This window comes from Candidatus Magnetominusculus xianensis, assembly GCA_001541255.1.
In the GTDB taxonomy this organism is placed as follows: domain Bacteria; phylum Nitrospirota; class Thermodesulfovibrionia; order Thermodesulfovibrionales; family Magnetobacteriaceae; genus Magnetominusculus; species Magnetominusculus xianensis.
The window spans coordinates 34,522-48,784 of the sequence record LNQR01000031.1; the positions used below are offsets into that span (position 1 = coordinate 34,522).

A 14,263-nucleotide genomic window follows, 5' to 3' on the forward strand; every position below is an offset into this window, starting at 1 on the left:
AAGAATTTTAGATTATGTTAAAAATATACTGTGTTAGATATATTTGGGCCTAAATCGCTGCTTGGGCTGGACATAGGGTCGTCCAGTATAAAAGCTGTGCAGCTAAAGGATATAAAGACGGGTTACGAATTAGAGTTGTTCGATTACCTGCCGATTCAATCGGACATGATAGTTGATAATGTGGTAGCAAACCAGCAAAAGCTCTCAGAGGCAATAAAAGCGCTGGTTAAAAAGGCAAAGATAAAGGCCAAAAACACGGTAATATCTATCTCCGGTCATTCCTCTGTAATAATCAAACGCATCACGCTGCCAGAGATGTCAGAAGATGTGCTAAACGAAAATATACGTTATGAGGCAGAGCAGTATGTGCCATTCGGCATAGACGATGTAAATCTTGATTATCAGATACTTGGCCCTGCCGAGGAGCCCGGGCAGATTGAAGTGATACTGGTGGCGGTAAAAAAAGATGCACTAAACAGCTACATCGGTGCAGTCAAAGATGCAGGATTGAATCCGGTTATCGTGGATGTTGATGCGTTTACACTTGAGAACATGTATGAGATAAACTATAAGTCCGAGGGCGCTAAAAGCGTGGCGCTGCTCAACGTAGGTGCATCGAACACTACAATAAATATATTAAAAAACGGGGTGTCAGCCTTTACAAGAGACAGCTCCATTGGAAGCAAGCATCACACGGAGGCCCTGATGAGGGAGTTCTCTTTGAATTACGATGAGGCGGAGCAGATAAAGTTTGGCATGACAGTGAAGGGAATTACCCCTGAACAGGCAGATGCCGTGATTACCGGGGTATCAGAGGAAATTGTAATGGAGATAAATCATTCTCTGGATTTCTTTAGTGATTCACCGGAGATGGAGGCAATAGAAGGCTTGTGGCTCGGTGGCGGTGGAGCGATGGTGAGAGGATTAAAGGAAAAGTTGTCAGAAATGACGGGCTATCCGGTGACGATGTTAGACCCGTTTAAAAACATAAAGATACCTAAGGGTATCGATGCTGACCATATAAAGTTCATCGCGCCGATTGCTGCGATAGCGGTAGGGCTTGCAACAAGAAGGCTTGGGGACAGATGATCAAAATAAATCTCCTTCCCTCAGATGGAAAGGCGAAAAAGAGAAAAAAACCACCCACGGCGATCCCACTCCTTTACCTTGCGGTCGTATTAGTGCTGATACTATCTTTAGGGGCTGCTGGCGTTTTTTATAAGATGTTGTCAAACAAACTGGATATGATGCAAAAGGAAAAGGCGGAGAAAACCAAACAAATCGAGGCATTGAAGAAAAAGATAAAGGAAGTTGAAACCCTTGAGGCGAAAATCAAGACTATCAACGACAATAAAAAGGTAATCGAGCAGTTGAAGAACAATCAAAGCACACCTGTAAAGGTCCTTGATGAGATCAGTAAACTCCTGCCTGACAATGTCTGGCTTATAAAGATGAGCATAAATGAACAAGACCTGGCGTTAAGCGGTACTGCCGAGAAGAACGACGATGTAGTCTCATTCGTAAATAATTTGAAGAGTTCAAAACTGTTTGCTAACGTCTACCTGAGCAAATCCCAAAGCGGCGCCATAAGTATGGGAGCAGGACGGGCTGACTTAGCTGTGTATAATTTTGAGATGAAAATGACCATAACAATAGTGGCTAAGGCGGCGTAGTGGCACTTGTTCTTCCTGACTTGAACAAGCTGCACCCTGGCCTTAAGGCATTGATAGCGCTATTGCCTGCTATCATAATAGCCATCCCTTTTTATTTTTTGGTATATAGCCCAACTACCGAACAAATCGATAAATTGATACTTGAAGTAAAAAAACTGGACGACGAAATTGCCATAGCCGAAAAAAAGGTGGCAAAACTGCCAGCTTTACAGGCACAACAGGCTGCGGCTGAAGAGGAGTACAAAAAAATCAGAAAGCATCTCCCCGAGGAACATGAGATAACAAGTCTTCTTAAACAGGTGTCGGACAATGCGATAAATGCCGGATTGAAGGTTGCCCTGTGGGAACCGCAGCCACGGAAAAACCATGCCAGTAATATACTATATGAGATTCCTGTTAGGGTGCAGGTAAATGGTTCATACCACAAACTTGGCGATTTCCTGAGCAGGATAACCGCACTGGACAGGATAGTCAATACATCGAAAATCGACCTGACCGAACCAAAGCCAGCCGGTGATGAGGCTGTTCTGACAATAACCCTTGAGGCCCGAACCTTTTCTGCTATACCTGAAACCCCTGACAACGCACAGGGCAAAGAACCGGGTAAATGACATGGACTATATGATTAAGAAAATATGCCTTGTGGCAGCGCTGACTGGGGCAATATGTTATGCAGCATGTCAGCCAAACCACTGTTCGGCGGAGGCTGCCCCGGCTGCGCCCGCTCCTCCACCACCGGCGCCCGCACCACCGGCTCAAATGGATAACGAGACTGCAGCGGCACTAACACCCATTATAATTGAGCGGTACATATATGAGTCAAGCGGCAGGAAAGACCCTTTCCTGTCACTGGTTGAAATAAAGAAAAAGAAGATGTCGGCGGCGCCTGCTGAAAAGGCAAACAAACCGCCCCGTGCAGTTTCACCTCTTGAAATTCCTGAGCTAAGGGCTATAGTATTAAAGGGGATTATTATTGATGCAAAGAAAAAATACGCAGTTGTTGAAGTAGACGGAAAGACATTTGTAATCTACGAGAGGATGTATCTGGGCAGAGAAGGCGGCAGGGTTGTCAAAATAAATAGTGACAACCTAATTGTAGAACTGATTATGTATGATGAAAACGATGTGGAGAACAAATCTTATCACTCGCTGCGGCTAAGGAAAGAGGGCCAAGATTGAAAAGAGTGACTGGACTGAAAGGATTGACAGGACTGAAAACAGGCAGGAATATGAACAGTGGAAGATTCATTCTAACAGCAGTGTGTCTTATGTTTCTTTGCAGTTGCACAATACCGCTTGAAACCACAAAAAATACCCCTGCTGATGAGTCCGTCACAGCCGTAGACTTGGCAAAGGAACCTGTGGCACCGCCCAAACCTGCTGACACATCAGCTAAAAATAGGCAGACAGGCAATGCCGTTACAGCAATAGAGGTAGCAAATGACTTTATAAACATTACCGCATCCAAACCCTTTGTATACAGAATTACAGACACCAGCGACCCATACAAAAAGGTGATTGATTTATTCGATGTTTCCCCCGGGCGCTTCGAGGATATCATACTGCCTGGAAGCACAAAGGTTGCTGATATAAATGTGAAGTCGGCTGACGCTCAGAAGGCAGGCTCTGTTGTAGTATTAACGCTTGCTTCAGTTGTTGATATAAAGGATAAGTACACAGAAAACACGCTGACTCTGTCGTTTAGTAAACCAGCGCCGGAGACAAATTCTTTGCCAGGTGAGGCAGTTCCTCAGCAGAAAAAAGGACCACTACCCGTTGGGCAAACCATAACAGGTATTCAGTTTTTCAAAGACGAGGATAAATCTGCCAGAGTAGAGATAACAGGAGACGGGCAGTTGACACCAGACGTATCCACTCTCAGTGGCAAGGTTATAGTGGATTTTCGGGGACTAAAGTTAACGGCTGCGCTGCCTAAAGATGCTGTGCCGCCTATCAGATTAATCCGGGGTGGACAACATAAGGATAAGGTGCGCGTAGTGTTGGATTTATCTAAAAACGCGGTATATCAAGTTGATACGCAAGGCGATAAAGTCGTTGTCTTAATAGCTGAAGCTGGCACGACTGTCCCTGCCGCGAAAAAACAGCCTGCCGCCGCCCCTGCTGCCCAAGTTACTTCAGCAGCTTCAGATGTCGAAGACAAACCCCTCACTTCTGCCCCTGTTTCGCCGAATAAGCCGGACAAATCTGGAACTCCAAAGAAAGACGGCCTCATAACGCTGGACTATAATAATGTTGATATCATGGCGGTTCTAAAGCTCATAGCCTATGTAAGCAACTATAATATAGTGGTTGACCCGCGCGTAAGCGGCAAGGTGACAATTCATGTCACTGATATGCCATGGGAAAAGGCTCTGGATTTAGTCATAGAATCCAATAAGTTAAAGAAGCACATTGAAGGTGACGTAATAAAAATCATACAGGGCGATGAGATTCACTCAACTGCCAACGTCAAGTCCAGCCAGCCACATGACCTAATCATAACATTCACGGACGCTGGTGGTGCAGTTAAGACTATCAAACGTGCGAACATAGCGATAGGCAGCGGCAGCATATGTCTGGATTTAGCTTCCGCAGAGGTACAAACAGCCGTAACACCTCAAGCGGCTCAAAAGCCAGTGGTAACTCAAAAGTCGGCAGCAGCTCAAAAAAAGCCTGCTAAAACGAAAAGCTCTCTTAAGAAGAAGGTAAAGAAAAGATGACATATTTCATAAAGGGCAGTCTCCCATGGAGGAACCTTGGAGGAAAGGTTATGATCAAAAGAAGTAACATGATGGCTTCGTTCATATTAGCCGTATTATTAATTTCGGGATGTGCGACCACAAACACCACAATGGGTGACGAACCAGTACGCCCTGTAGTCGATAACGTGATAAAAACAGTCAGCATCGAGGACTATTCCCTGAAAATCACAGCAGACGAAAACTTTGTGTATTCAGTTTCAAAAACTTCAGACCCGTTTAAGATATATATCGAACTAAAAGGGGTCAGCCAGGGGGTTTTTACAGAACGAATCATCCCTAAGAAAGAAGGCATCAGCGAAGTTGTATTTATGAGTAAGACCCTGCCCGTAAAGGCAACCCTCGTGGAGCTAACCTTATCTGCTCCACTGGATGTCGCCCATTTTATTAATGGTAACGTACTGGCAGTTAATATCAATAGGTTAGGAGATACTCTGTCCAACCAGCAGCAGACACAAGGCATCCCCTCAGACGGAGATGGATTTGTAATGCCAGAGACAGAAACAGCGGAAAACACCCCTCCCTCATATAAATCTGATGCAAGGACAATAACTGGGGTAACATTCAAAAAAGAAGACGGCGCAGTAAATATAGTAATCCAGGGCGACGGCACTATGAAACCAAACTACTCGACGCTGAGAGAGACTTTTTCTATGGACATACCTGGTGTGCGCTTTGCAGCGGCTGTGCCAACAGAGTTAATTTACCCGGTAAAGGAACTCCACTGGGAGGACAGACCCTCAGGGATTCGAATTATTATGACGCTGGATAATGATACCTCATCGAAGGTGTTAACCGTAAGTGACACAATAATTGTATCTCTGACAACGACAGATATGGCCGATTCGTTATCAAAGAAAAAGGCTGCCATAGTTGCTAAAAATAAGGAAGCCATCGCAGAGGGAAAACAAGCTGAAGCGAAGGCAAACCCGCAAGGTACACGCCCTCCACTTCCGGCACAAGCGCCGAAAGTTTCACCAACCGTGCCGGTATCAACAGATGAGGCAGCCAGTAGCGCAGCAAACGCAGCAGAGGTGAAACCTCAGGCTCCCGAACTAAAGGGCTCTCTCTGCGGTAAAACAGTACCATGCGGCACAAACAATAAACTGCTCAGTCTTGACTTTCAAAGCGCGGGTATAGTGTCGGTTTTCAAGGTACTGGCAGAGGAAAGCGGCTGTAACATAGTTGTTGACCCAACTGTTCAGGGGCAGATAACCATGCAAATAAAGGAAGCTCCGTGGTTTCAGATAGTTGACCTGATAATGAAGATTCATTCTCTGGGCTGTGACATCAATGGAAATATAATAAGAATTGCCCCAGCCATAAAACTTGCTCAGGAGAGAGATGAAGACCTCAAAAGGATAACTACAGACAGCAGCATAAAAAATACGCAGGAACTACTAGAGCCCCTCATAACTAGAATATTTAGAATAAATTACGCAACAGTAGATGAGATAAAGGCCCTTCTCACCACAATCGCCCCGCCATCTATGGACCAGTCTGCCAAAGATGCTACGAGAGATGCAGCATACAAAACTAGTGAAGCGAAGTACACCCCTACGGCATTTGGAGGATTACTTTCTCCGCGCGGCTCGATGACTGTTGACAAGAGGACCAGCTCTATTATTGTAGTAGACATTGCGCGCGTTATGGACAATATCGATAAAATGATCAAACAGTTGGACAAGCCGCCGCAACAGGTGTTGATAGAGGCGAGAATAGTTGAAGTATCTAAGGGCATCAACGATTCTCTGGGCATAAACTGGGGCTTGCTGACCTATAATAAGTCAGCAGTAGACACAGGCAGAAGGAGCGGGCTTGGCATTGGTGCAACCGAGGGTTCGCTGTCTGGTAATACATATCTGGCTACATTGCCAACAGTAGTATCTTCGCTGGCTGGCGGCGTGGCGCTTGGTTTTATGAATGCCGCTCAGACGGCTGGTCTTGACATGAAACTCACTGCACTGGAGTCAACTAATCAGGGGAAAATCCTAACAAACCCACGCCTTCTTACGTTGAATCTCCAGAAGGCCACTATATCTCAGGGTCAGAGCATTCCATATCCAAAGATGAACGCGCAGGGTGAAATCTCGGCAGACTTTAAAGATGTTACGATAAAGATAGACGTCACGCCACAGATTACCCCCGACAATTCGGTTATATTGCAGTTGGCCATCAACAAGGAGGATTTCGAGAGTTCAGTCACAATCGGAGGCAGTTCAGCCCCTCAGACATCGAAGATTGCAGAAGATACAAAGGTATTGGTAAAAGATGGCGAAACCTTAGTACTGGGCGGCGTTTTCAAATGGAAGGAGACAACGGGCGATGAGGGTCTTCCCCTTCTGAAAGATATCCCGATTCTTGGATGGATGTTTAAGACTGAATCTACGCAGAGATCTTTAAGCGAGTATCTGATTTTCATAACGCCACGAATTGTTAACAGGGAAGCAGAGGAAGTACAGTAGAATAATATCTGTATGAATGGGGGAGGCAGCGCCACCCATCTGAATAATGGGGGAGGCAGCGCCACCCATCTGAATAATGGGGGAGGCAGCGCCACCCCCAGCGAGGGAAATAAGTGTCAGGCATAAAAATAATAACCGCAGGTGAGTCACACGGACAGGCACTTGTTGGTGTTGTAGAAGGGCTGCCCTCTAATCTGCCGCTTTCTCAGGAGGACATAGACAAAGAACTCAAGCGCAGGCAAATGGGCTACGGCAGGGGCGGCAGGATGAAAATAGAGTCCGATAAGGCTGAAATCCTCTCCGGCGTCAGATGGGGTAAGACTCTGGGAAGCCCTATCTCAATAAAGATTACAAACAAGGACTGGGCCAACTGGTCACAGGGGATGTCCGTATCCTCAGAGGACGAAGGCTCAATCGAGGCAGTAACCAGGCCGCGCCCCGGTCATGCAGACCTTACCGGTGCGGCAAAGTATGGCTTTAAGGACATAAGAAATATACTTGAGCGTGCCTCAGCCCGCGAAACTACGACAAGGGTAGCGGTTGGGGCAGTTTGCAAAAGATTTCTAAGCGAATTCGACATCTTTACGGGCAGCTTCGTTACTTCCATTGGAAGTGTCAAAACCAGCTCACTGCCCGATTCACCCTATTCGTTAGACAACGGCGGCCTCATTGAGTTATTCAAAATGGCGGAGGACTCACCCGTGCGCGCACCGCACGATACACAGATAATGGTCAGCGCCATTGATGAGGCAATAGAGGCTGGTGATACACTGGGCGGTACGTTCATAGTGTTTTCGACAAATGTCCCTGTTGGGTTAGGCTCACACATCCAGTGGGACAGAAAACTTGACGGCAGACTAGCGCAGGCCATCATGAGCATACAGGCAGTCAAGGGTGTTGAGATAGGCATGGGGTTTAATGCCGCTGCACTTCATGGTTCACAGGTTATGGACGAGATATACTACACAAAGCCTAAGACGCCGCAATTCGGCTTCTACCGTAAGACCAACAACGCTGGAGGCATAGAAGGCGGCATGAGTAACGGGATGCCCATAGTGCTGTCTGCCGCGATGAAACCAATTCCAACACTGAGGAAAAAACCTCTGAAATCAGTAGATTTACTAACAAAATCACCGATAGAGGCCGCCTATGAGCGCTCTGACACCTGCGCCGTGCCTTCGTGTTCCATCATAGCCGAGTCTATGATGGCAATTGTTATTGCCGACGCATTTTTAGATAAATTTGGTGGTGACGCCATTGACGAAATAAAGACCAACTATTATAATTATATGAAATATCTGTCTGGCATATAATCAAAGCCAAGCTGCAAGGAAAAATATAATTGAAAAACATAGTACTGACCGGATTTATGGGAACAGGTAAGACAACGATAGGGAAGGTGCTGGCAAAATCGCTGGGGAGAAACCTGATAGACATCGACTCGGAAATTGAAAAAGACAAGGGCATAAAAATCACAGAAATATTTGAGTCGATGGGCGAGGCCACATTCAGAGCAATGGAGACAGAAATGGTTGATAAAATCTCCACCCTCTCTAACGTAGTCATATCTACCGGCGGCGGCGTTGTCCTAAGACAGGAAAACATTGAACTCCTTCGCAAAAACGGCATTGTCGTAAATCTCACGGCTGACCCGGAGATTATATATGCACGTCTTTCTGGCGCCAATGACAGGCCGCTTCTTAATGTAGCAGACCCTTTGGCTAAAATCATGGAACTCCTTGATTTCAGGAGGCCTTTTTATCAAAACGCTGACATTATCATAGACACAGGGGACAAGACCCCGATTATCGCAGCAGAGGAAATCATTCAATCCGCGAAGTTGATGAACTAGTGAATAATTTAACAGTAAACCTGGGCGAAAGAAGCTACGAAATCGCAATCGCAAACGGTGCAATCGATTCACTTGGAGAAAGTCTCTTATCCTTTGGATTTAACAAGAAAATCGCCTTAGTCTCCAACACGACCGTCTTCCCGCTTTACGGGGCACACGTGACTGAATCCATTGAAAAGGCAGGATTTAAGGTATTTCCCATCATTGTCCCCGATGCAGAGGAACATAAAGACCTCAGACATGTGGAAATCGTACTTGGCGAGATGTTTAAAATCGGTCTTGACAGGAAATCAGCCCTCGTAGCACTTGGTGGAGGTGTTGTGGGTGATTTGGCCGGTTTTGCCGCGTCAATATATATGCGCGGAATAGGTTTTATTCAGGTGCCAACGACACTTCTTTCTCAGGTTGACAGCTCTGTTGGGGGAAAGACAGGCGTCAACCACCCTGTTGGAAAAAATATGATAGGCACGTTTTATCAACCGCGTTTTGTCTGCATTGACATAGACACACTACGTACCCTTCCAGGGCGGGAACTAAATGCCGGCATCGCCGAGGTAATCAAGTACGGCATAATACAGGACCCTGAGCTCTTTACATATTTAAAGGACAACCGTGAAAAAATCCTCTCACAAGACAGCGCCGCACTGAGACATATAATCCATACATCGTGCCGCATCAAGGCAGACATTGTCTCAAAGGACGAGAGAGAGTCTGGCCTGCGTGAAATCTTAAACTATGGGCACACGGCAGGGCACGCGCTTGAGACTGTTACTCAATACAAAAAATACCTGCACGGTGAGGCAGTAGCCTGGGGCATGTACGTGGAGGCGAGGATTGCAGAGGCGTTGTCGCTGCTGCCACTGGGGATACTTGATGAGATTAAGGCACTTATAGAGGGGTATGCACTGCCAGTGTCAATGCCAAAGGACATAGCGCCTGTATCTGTCATTGAGGCCATGAATTACGACAAAAAGACCGTAGCCGGAGCAATAAAATTCGTCCTGCCAACAGGAATTGGCAGCGTGAAAATACTAAAAGGGATAGAAAAGGAGTTAATCCTCTCTGTCCTGAGCGCGGAGATATAAAAACAATGGGATTTGCCGATAGACTTAAGTCCGGTCTGAAAAAGACTAAAGAAGTCCTCCTCATGGATGTTGAGACCATATTTAAAGGCAAGGCAATAGACGACACAACAATAGAAGAGTTCGAGGAAATGCTGCTTGCCTCCGACATGGGCATTAAGGCAACAACTGAGATAGTCGAAGGACTGAGGGGAAAATACGAAAGCGGCTCAATAAAAACGGTGGAACACGTGAAGGCATTCCTAAGACAAAGCATTGTGGACATCCTGGGACTGCCGCAGCCGTTTGTCTTATACCAGGAGAGGCCGTTTGTAGTATTGTGCGTCGGTGTAAATGGGGTTGGCAAGACCACGACAATCGGGAAAATAGCAAGCAAGGCAGTCTCAGAAGGCCATTCTGTCATCCTTGCCGCTGCTGATACGTTTCGGGCTGCGGCCATAGAGCAGCTTGACATATGGGCATCGAGAAGCCACGCGCAAATAGTAAAACACCAGCATGGCTCAGACCCTGCAGCAGTTGCCTTTGACGCTATTGAAGCAGCAAAGGCGCGGTCGCTGGACCTTGTCATCGTAGATACTGCCGGGCGGCTTCACACAAAAAGTCCATTGATGGAAGAGTTGAAAAAAATCAAGAGGGTGATAAATAAATCTATCCCAGGCGCCCCGCATGAGACACTGCTCGTTGTTGACGCCACAAACGGTCAAAATGCGCTCCATCAGGCTAAAATATTCAACGAGGCCGTGGGCATAACGGGTATAGCCCTTACTAAGATGGACGGCACAGCCAAAGGCGGCATTGTCCTGTCAATAAAGAAAGAACTAAATATCCCAATACGCCTGATAGGAGTAGGAGAAGGGATTGAAGACTGCCGCGACTTCATTCCAGAGGAATTCACCTCGGCGCTCTTTGACTAACCGGTGGTGCCGGGCATGACACCCAAGACTTTAAGGTATGTTTTTTATTGGGCAGCAATGTCCTTTTTGCTTGTTTACTCAATGAGTTCGCTGCGCGTGTGGGACATAATTCGCTCATTTAATCACCCTGCTGACCGAAGCAAATATTTACAGGCAGACGCCCAGGAATATTACAGCGTTGCCGAACAATACCAGAAAAGCGGCCAAATTGTTTTAAAAGACTATAAGCTGCCCTTATATCCAGTATTTCTGCTTTTTTGCTCGATGATAGACAAAAGGCTTGAGTTAGTGTTTCTTATTCAAAAGTTGTTGTACATAGTTTCATTTTTCATTCTTGCCTGTTTCATAGGAGAGTACATCAACAAGGCCCTGGCGCTCTTTTACCTGTTCTTTATTTATCAGTACAGCAAATTCCCTAATCAAATCCTTACTGAAGGGCTTGCTTATGGGTTAATAGTCCTTGTTTTTGCATTTATACTGAGGTATTTGTACAAGAGGGACATATTATCTGTCATTACATTTTCGATTCTAACGTCTATGGCGCTTCTGCTGAGGGGTAATTTTATAGCCTTATTGATAAATATCTTGTTATTGGGTATATTTGTAATTCAAAATCGAAATTTATATGATAAAAGGGCAAAATTCATCACGCACCTGTTATTGCCCTCTGCGGTTATCTTCGGGGTGCTTTTTTCATGGATGGGATATCAGGGGCTGCGGACAAATCAAAAAGCGGCATATGCAAACTATGGCTGGCACAATACGGCAACACTTGTTATGCCATATTACAACGGTAAAGATATTGAAAAAGGTACCTTTATTGGCGACATTAAATCTGAAATACTTGAAATCGTAAAAACCAATATCAACCCATACGAGGATTTTAACACTACTACACGATTCATTCAGGAAGTCCATGACACTCGCGAGGTTTTATCTGTCTCATGCCTGTCAAACAGGGAATATCCCTTTTGCATCACCGAAAACAGGAAACTGTTCTGGTTCCACTACTTTACGACAAGTTACTACTACCGTGTAATTGAGTCTGTGGTAGCGGCAAGATACAAACAAAACGACACAAATAATATCCCGGAAATAGTTTTAAGTGACATGGTGGCAAAAGACATAGTCATGGAAGTGCTGAATAATAACCCATTAAAATATTTTAAAATCGTGTACATTAACTTTGCCAGGATATACGGCCTCCCAATGTCGAAGGAGGAGCTATTAGTATTTCCACAAAAACTCTCACACCCGCTAGAGTGGTTTTTTGATAATGGATATTCGGTGTGTTTTCTAATGGCTGGCATTGTGCTTGCCTTTGTAGCCATGTTGAAGCGATTTAGATTTGGGAGGGCTGAGTGGTTTTTTTTATTTGTCATATTTGTGAACAACTTGTGCCTTAATATAGTTATCTCGCTATCAATTAATGCACATGAGCGATTCTGGTACCTGTTCCTGTGGATGTGGTATGCGTTTGATTTCAGTTTAATGTTTTTATTGCCGGTTCAGCTTTATGAGGGCAAGTTCAGGCAAATCATTAATAGATGAGCAGCGGAATATGCAAATGGAACTTTCTATCGGTTTGGATTGTCTAAATGAATAGAGGTGAAAATGAGACGGCTAATGCTGTACACGATGCAGAATCGCTTGCTGCTGGTGCTTCGCGCGGGGACTCCGACGCATTTGACAGGCTTGTCCTTATGTATAAAGATAAGATATACAATCTATGCTATCGCTTTCTCGGCGTTCACGCTGAGGCTGAGGACGCAGCGCAGGATGTTTTTATGAAGGTATATACATCGATAAACCAGTTCAAATTTCAGGCGTCGTTCTCTACGTGGCTTTACCGGATAGCCGTAAATACTTGTAAAAACAGGCTTAAATCATATACTTGGAGGAATTTTTTCTCTTTTAAAGCCGGTATTACGGACGAGGAGCTTCCTGAGATTACAGACAGCAGACCTTTGCCTGATATGCAGATGGAAAAGGCTCAGCTTACCAGGGCGGTAGAAAAGGCAATAGCAGCGCTGCCTGTGGCGCAAAGACTGGTTGTCGTACTGCGTGACATAGAAGGGCTTTCATATGAGGAAATTTCAACCATAACGGGATTTAACCCCGGCACGGTTAAATCAAAAATATCGAGGGCGAGGCAGGCCCTCAGAGATAAACTACAGGGTGTGGTGGGATGAACTGTAAGGCGGTGAGAGAGTCGATGTCGGCGTATATAGACGGCCAGTTGGACGAGACAGCGCTGCGGGCAGTTAAAGGGCATATAGCCGGGTGCGGGGTGTGTGACATGGAGTTTAGGTCGTTACAGGCAGCGGCTGAGGCTCTGAGGGGGCTTGATCCGGTGAATGCCCCTGCGGATTTTGCAAAGCGGCTTAAAGAACGCATAGACGCTCGTCCTGGGTCTTTTTTCGATTTCATTCCATTGTCGTTTAAAATACCGGCTGGTGTTACAGCGCTTGCCATAGCAGCGGTTATAGCAATCTATGTGTTTAAGTCAGAGCAAGTGCTTCCACCTCTTAGTATGATGGAAAAAAAGGCTGAAATTGCAACAGTACCTTCGACAAACGAACTACATACAGACAAGTTGATTGTGCCTGCCGAACCTGAGGTCCCGGCTGCTCCGGCAGTAAAAAAGAAGGCGGCCAAAGTCCAGTTACAAGCACAGGTCAAACGCCCTGAAGAAAAAATAAAAGACGAAAAATTAAAAGAAGATAAACTAAAAGAGGAAAAACTAAAACAGGAACGACAAGACAAGGGGCCAGTACTTATAGCACTGCTGATAAAGCCACCGTCTCCGGCAGCATCAGCACCAGCTCCGGCCCTGGCAGAGTCCCACACAACAGCCGCAGCGGGAGCGCCAGCACCTCGCCCAAAAGCTGTAAGCCCTATGCCAGAGACTGCTGCAAAGTCTGACGCATCAGTTAGTGTTGGCAGCGTTAGTGATGAACAAAAGAAAGAGGCAGACGCCAAAAGCTCGCAATCTAAGGACACATTAGAAAAATCTGCAGATATTTCTGATACTCATGAACCTGGACGCGCCCGTCGGCCCGAAATGATAGTGAATAATGAAACTATTAACCCGTTAGATGCAGCGCTATCGAAAATAGTCGATCTCCTTCCCGCCCTCGGCGCAAAAGTGGCAGCCCCACAGACCGGTCATAGACTATTAATTGATATACCAGCAGAAAACTATGATTCTTTTCTCAGAAAACTTCAGTCGATAGGTGTATATAATGAACCGCTGCCCAGACCACAAGGCGATAAGACCATCAGGGTACAGATTCAGTTAACTGCCAATTAGTTTTAAATAGTGACACTTCCTATTTAGGTCCGATGAATACATTTTCTCTGTTGTTTCCCCTCTGCCCTCCACGACCACTGGCAATTTCTACGCAATTATCATACCGGACAGTATTGGATGTGTCCCAATACTGTCCGGTATAGAAATTGCTTGGCGGAATAATACGCGGCAATGAGGGATATCGAGATTTTAATGTAACCTAACG

General features: G+C 45.7%; 13 protein-coding genes. All 13 read left to right on the forward strand.

Annotation, left to right across the window (positions count from 1 at the left end; translation table 11 throughout):
• Positions 1–30: 30 nt before the first annotated feature.
• The 13 genes from pilM (at position 31) to ASN18_RS04365 (ending at position 14,058) form a co-directional block, all read left to right on the forward strand.
• Positions 31–1,089, forward strand: coding sequence for a type IV pilus assembly protein PilM (pilM, locus tag ASN18_RS04305; protein WP_085051382.1), 1,059 nt, complete (start codon positions 31–33; stop codon positions 1,087–1,089).
• On the forward strand, positions 1,086–1,673 hold the full coding sequence (locus tag ASN18_RS04310) for a PilN domain-containing protein (protein WP_085051383.1): 588 nt from the start codon (positions 1,086–1,088) through the stop codon (positions 1,671–1,673). The genes pilM and ASN18_RS04310 overlap by 4 nt, the downstream gene beginning before the upstream one ends.
• Positions 1,673–2,284 (forward strand): type IV pilus inner membrane component PilO, encoded by a 612-nt coding sequence (locus tag ASN18_RS04315; RefSeq protein WP_085051386.1) that lies wholly within the window; start codon positions 1,673–1,675, stop codon positions 2,282–2,284. Before ASN18_RS04310 ends, ASN18_RS04315 begins: the two co-directional genes overlap by 1 nt.
• A 10-nt stretch (positions 2,285–2,294) precedes the next feature.
• Positions 2,295–2,852: a pilus assembly protein PilP gene (locus tag ASN18_RS04320; RefSeq protein WP_236861505.1), complete on the forward strand. Its 558-nt coding sequence runs from the start codon at positions 2,295–2,297 to the stop codon at positions 2,850–2,852.
• Positions 2,853–2,857: 5 nt separating this feature from the next.
• Positions 2,858–4,393: an AMIN domain-containing protein gene (locus tag ASN18_RS04325; protein ID WP_236861511.1), complete on the forward strand. Its 1,536-nt coding sequence runs from the start codon at positions 2,858–2,860 to the stop codon at positions 4,391–4,393.
• Between the two features lie 50 nt (positions 4,394–4,443).
• Positions 4,444–6,897 carry a type IV pilus secretin PilQ gene (gene pilQ / locus ASN18_RS04330; protein WP_236861506.1) on the forward strand — a complete coding sequence of 818 codons (2,454 nt, stop codon included), beginning with the start codon at positions 4,444–4,446 and terminating at the stop codon, positions 6,895–6,897.
• A gap of 113 nt (positions 6,898–7,010) precedes the next feature.
• Positions 7,011–8,210, forward strand: coding sequence for a chorismate synthase (gene aroC / locus ASN18_RS04335; protein WP_236861507.1), 1,200 nt, complete (start codon positions 7,011–7,013; stop codon positions 8,208–8,210).
• Positions 8,211–8,239: 29 nt separating this feature from the next.
• Positions 8,240–8,749, forward strand: a complete 510-nt coding sequence (locus tag ASN18_RS04340; RefSeq protein ID WP_085051393.1) for a shikimate kinase — start codon at positions 8,240–8,242, stop codon at positions 8,747–8,749.
• Positions 8,749–9,834 carry a 3-dehydroquinate synthase gene (aroB, locus tag ASN18_RS04345; RefSeq protein ID WP_085051395.1) on the forward strand — a complete coding sequence of 362 codons (1,086 nt, stop codon included), beginning with the start codon at positions 8,749–8,751 and terminating at the stop codon, positions 9,832–9,834. Before ASN18_RS04340 ends, aroB begins: the two co-directional genes overlap by 1 nt.
• A gap of 5 nt (positions 9,835–9,839) precedes the next feature.
• Positions 9,840–10,745 (forward strand): signal recognition particle-docking protein FtsY, encoded by a 906-nt coding sequence (gene ftsY, locus ASN18_RS04350; RefSeq protein WP_236861508.1) that lies wholly within the window; start codon positions 9,840–9,842, stop codon positions 10,743–10,745.
• Positions 10,746–10,760: 15 nt separating this feature from the next.
• Positions 10,761–12,296 carry a hypothetical protein gene (locus ASN18_RS04355; RefSeq protein WP_157072824.1) on the forward strand — a complete coding sequence of 512 codons (1,536 nt, stop codon included), beginning with the start codon at positions 10,761–10,763 and terminating at the stop codon, positions 12,294–12,296.
• A gap of 47 nt (positions 12,297–12,343) precedes the next feature.
• Positions 12,344–12,937: an RNA polymerase sigma factor gene (locus tag ASN18_RS04360; protein WP_085051400.1), complete on the forward strand. Its 594-nt coding sequence runs from the start codon at positions 12,344–12,346 to the stop codon at positions 12,935–12,937.
• Positions 12,934–14,058: an anti-sigma factor family protein gene (locus tag ASN18_RS04365; protein ID WP_085051402.1), complete on the forward strand. Its 1,125-nt coding sequence runs from the start codon at positions 12,934–12,936 to the stop codon at positions 14,056–14,058. The genes ASN18_RS04360 and ASN18_RS04365 overlap by 4 nt, the downstream gene beginning before the upstream one ends.
• Positions 14,059–14,263: the final 205 nt, after the last annotated feature.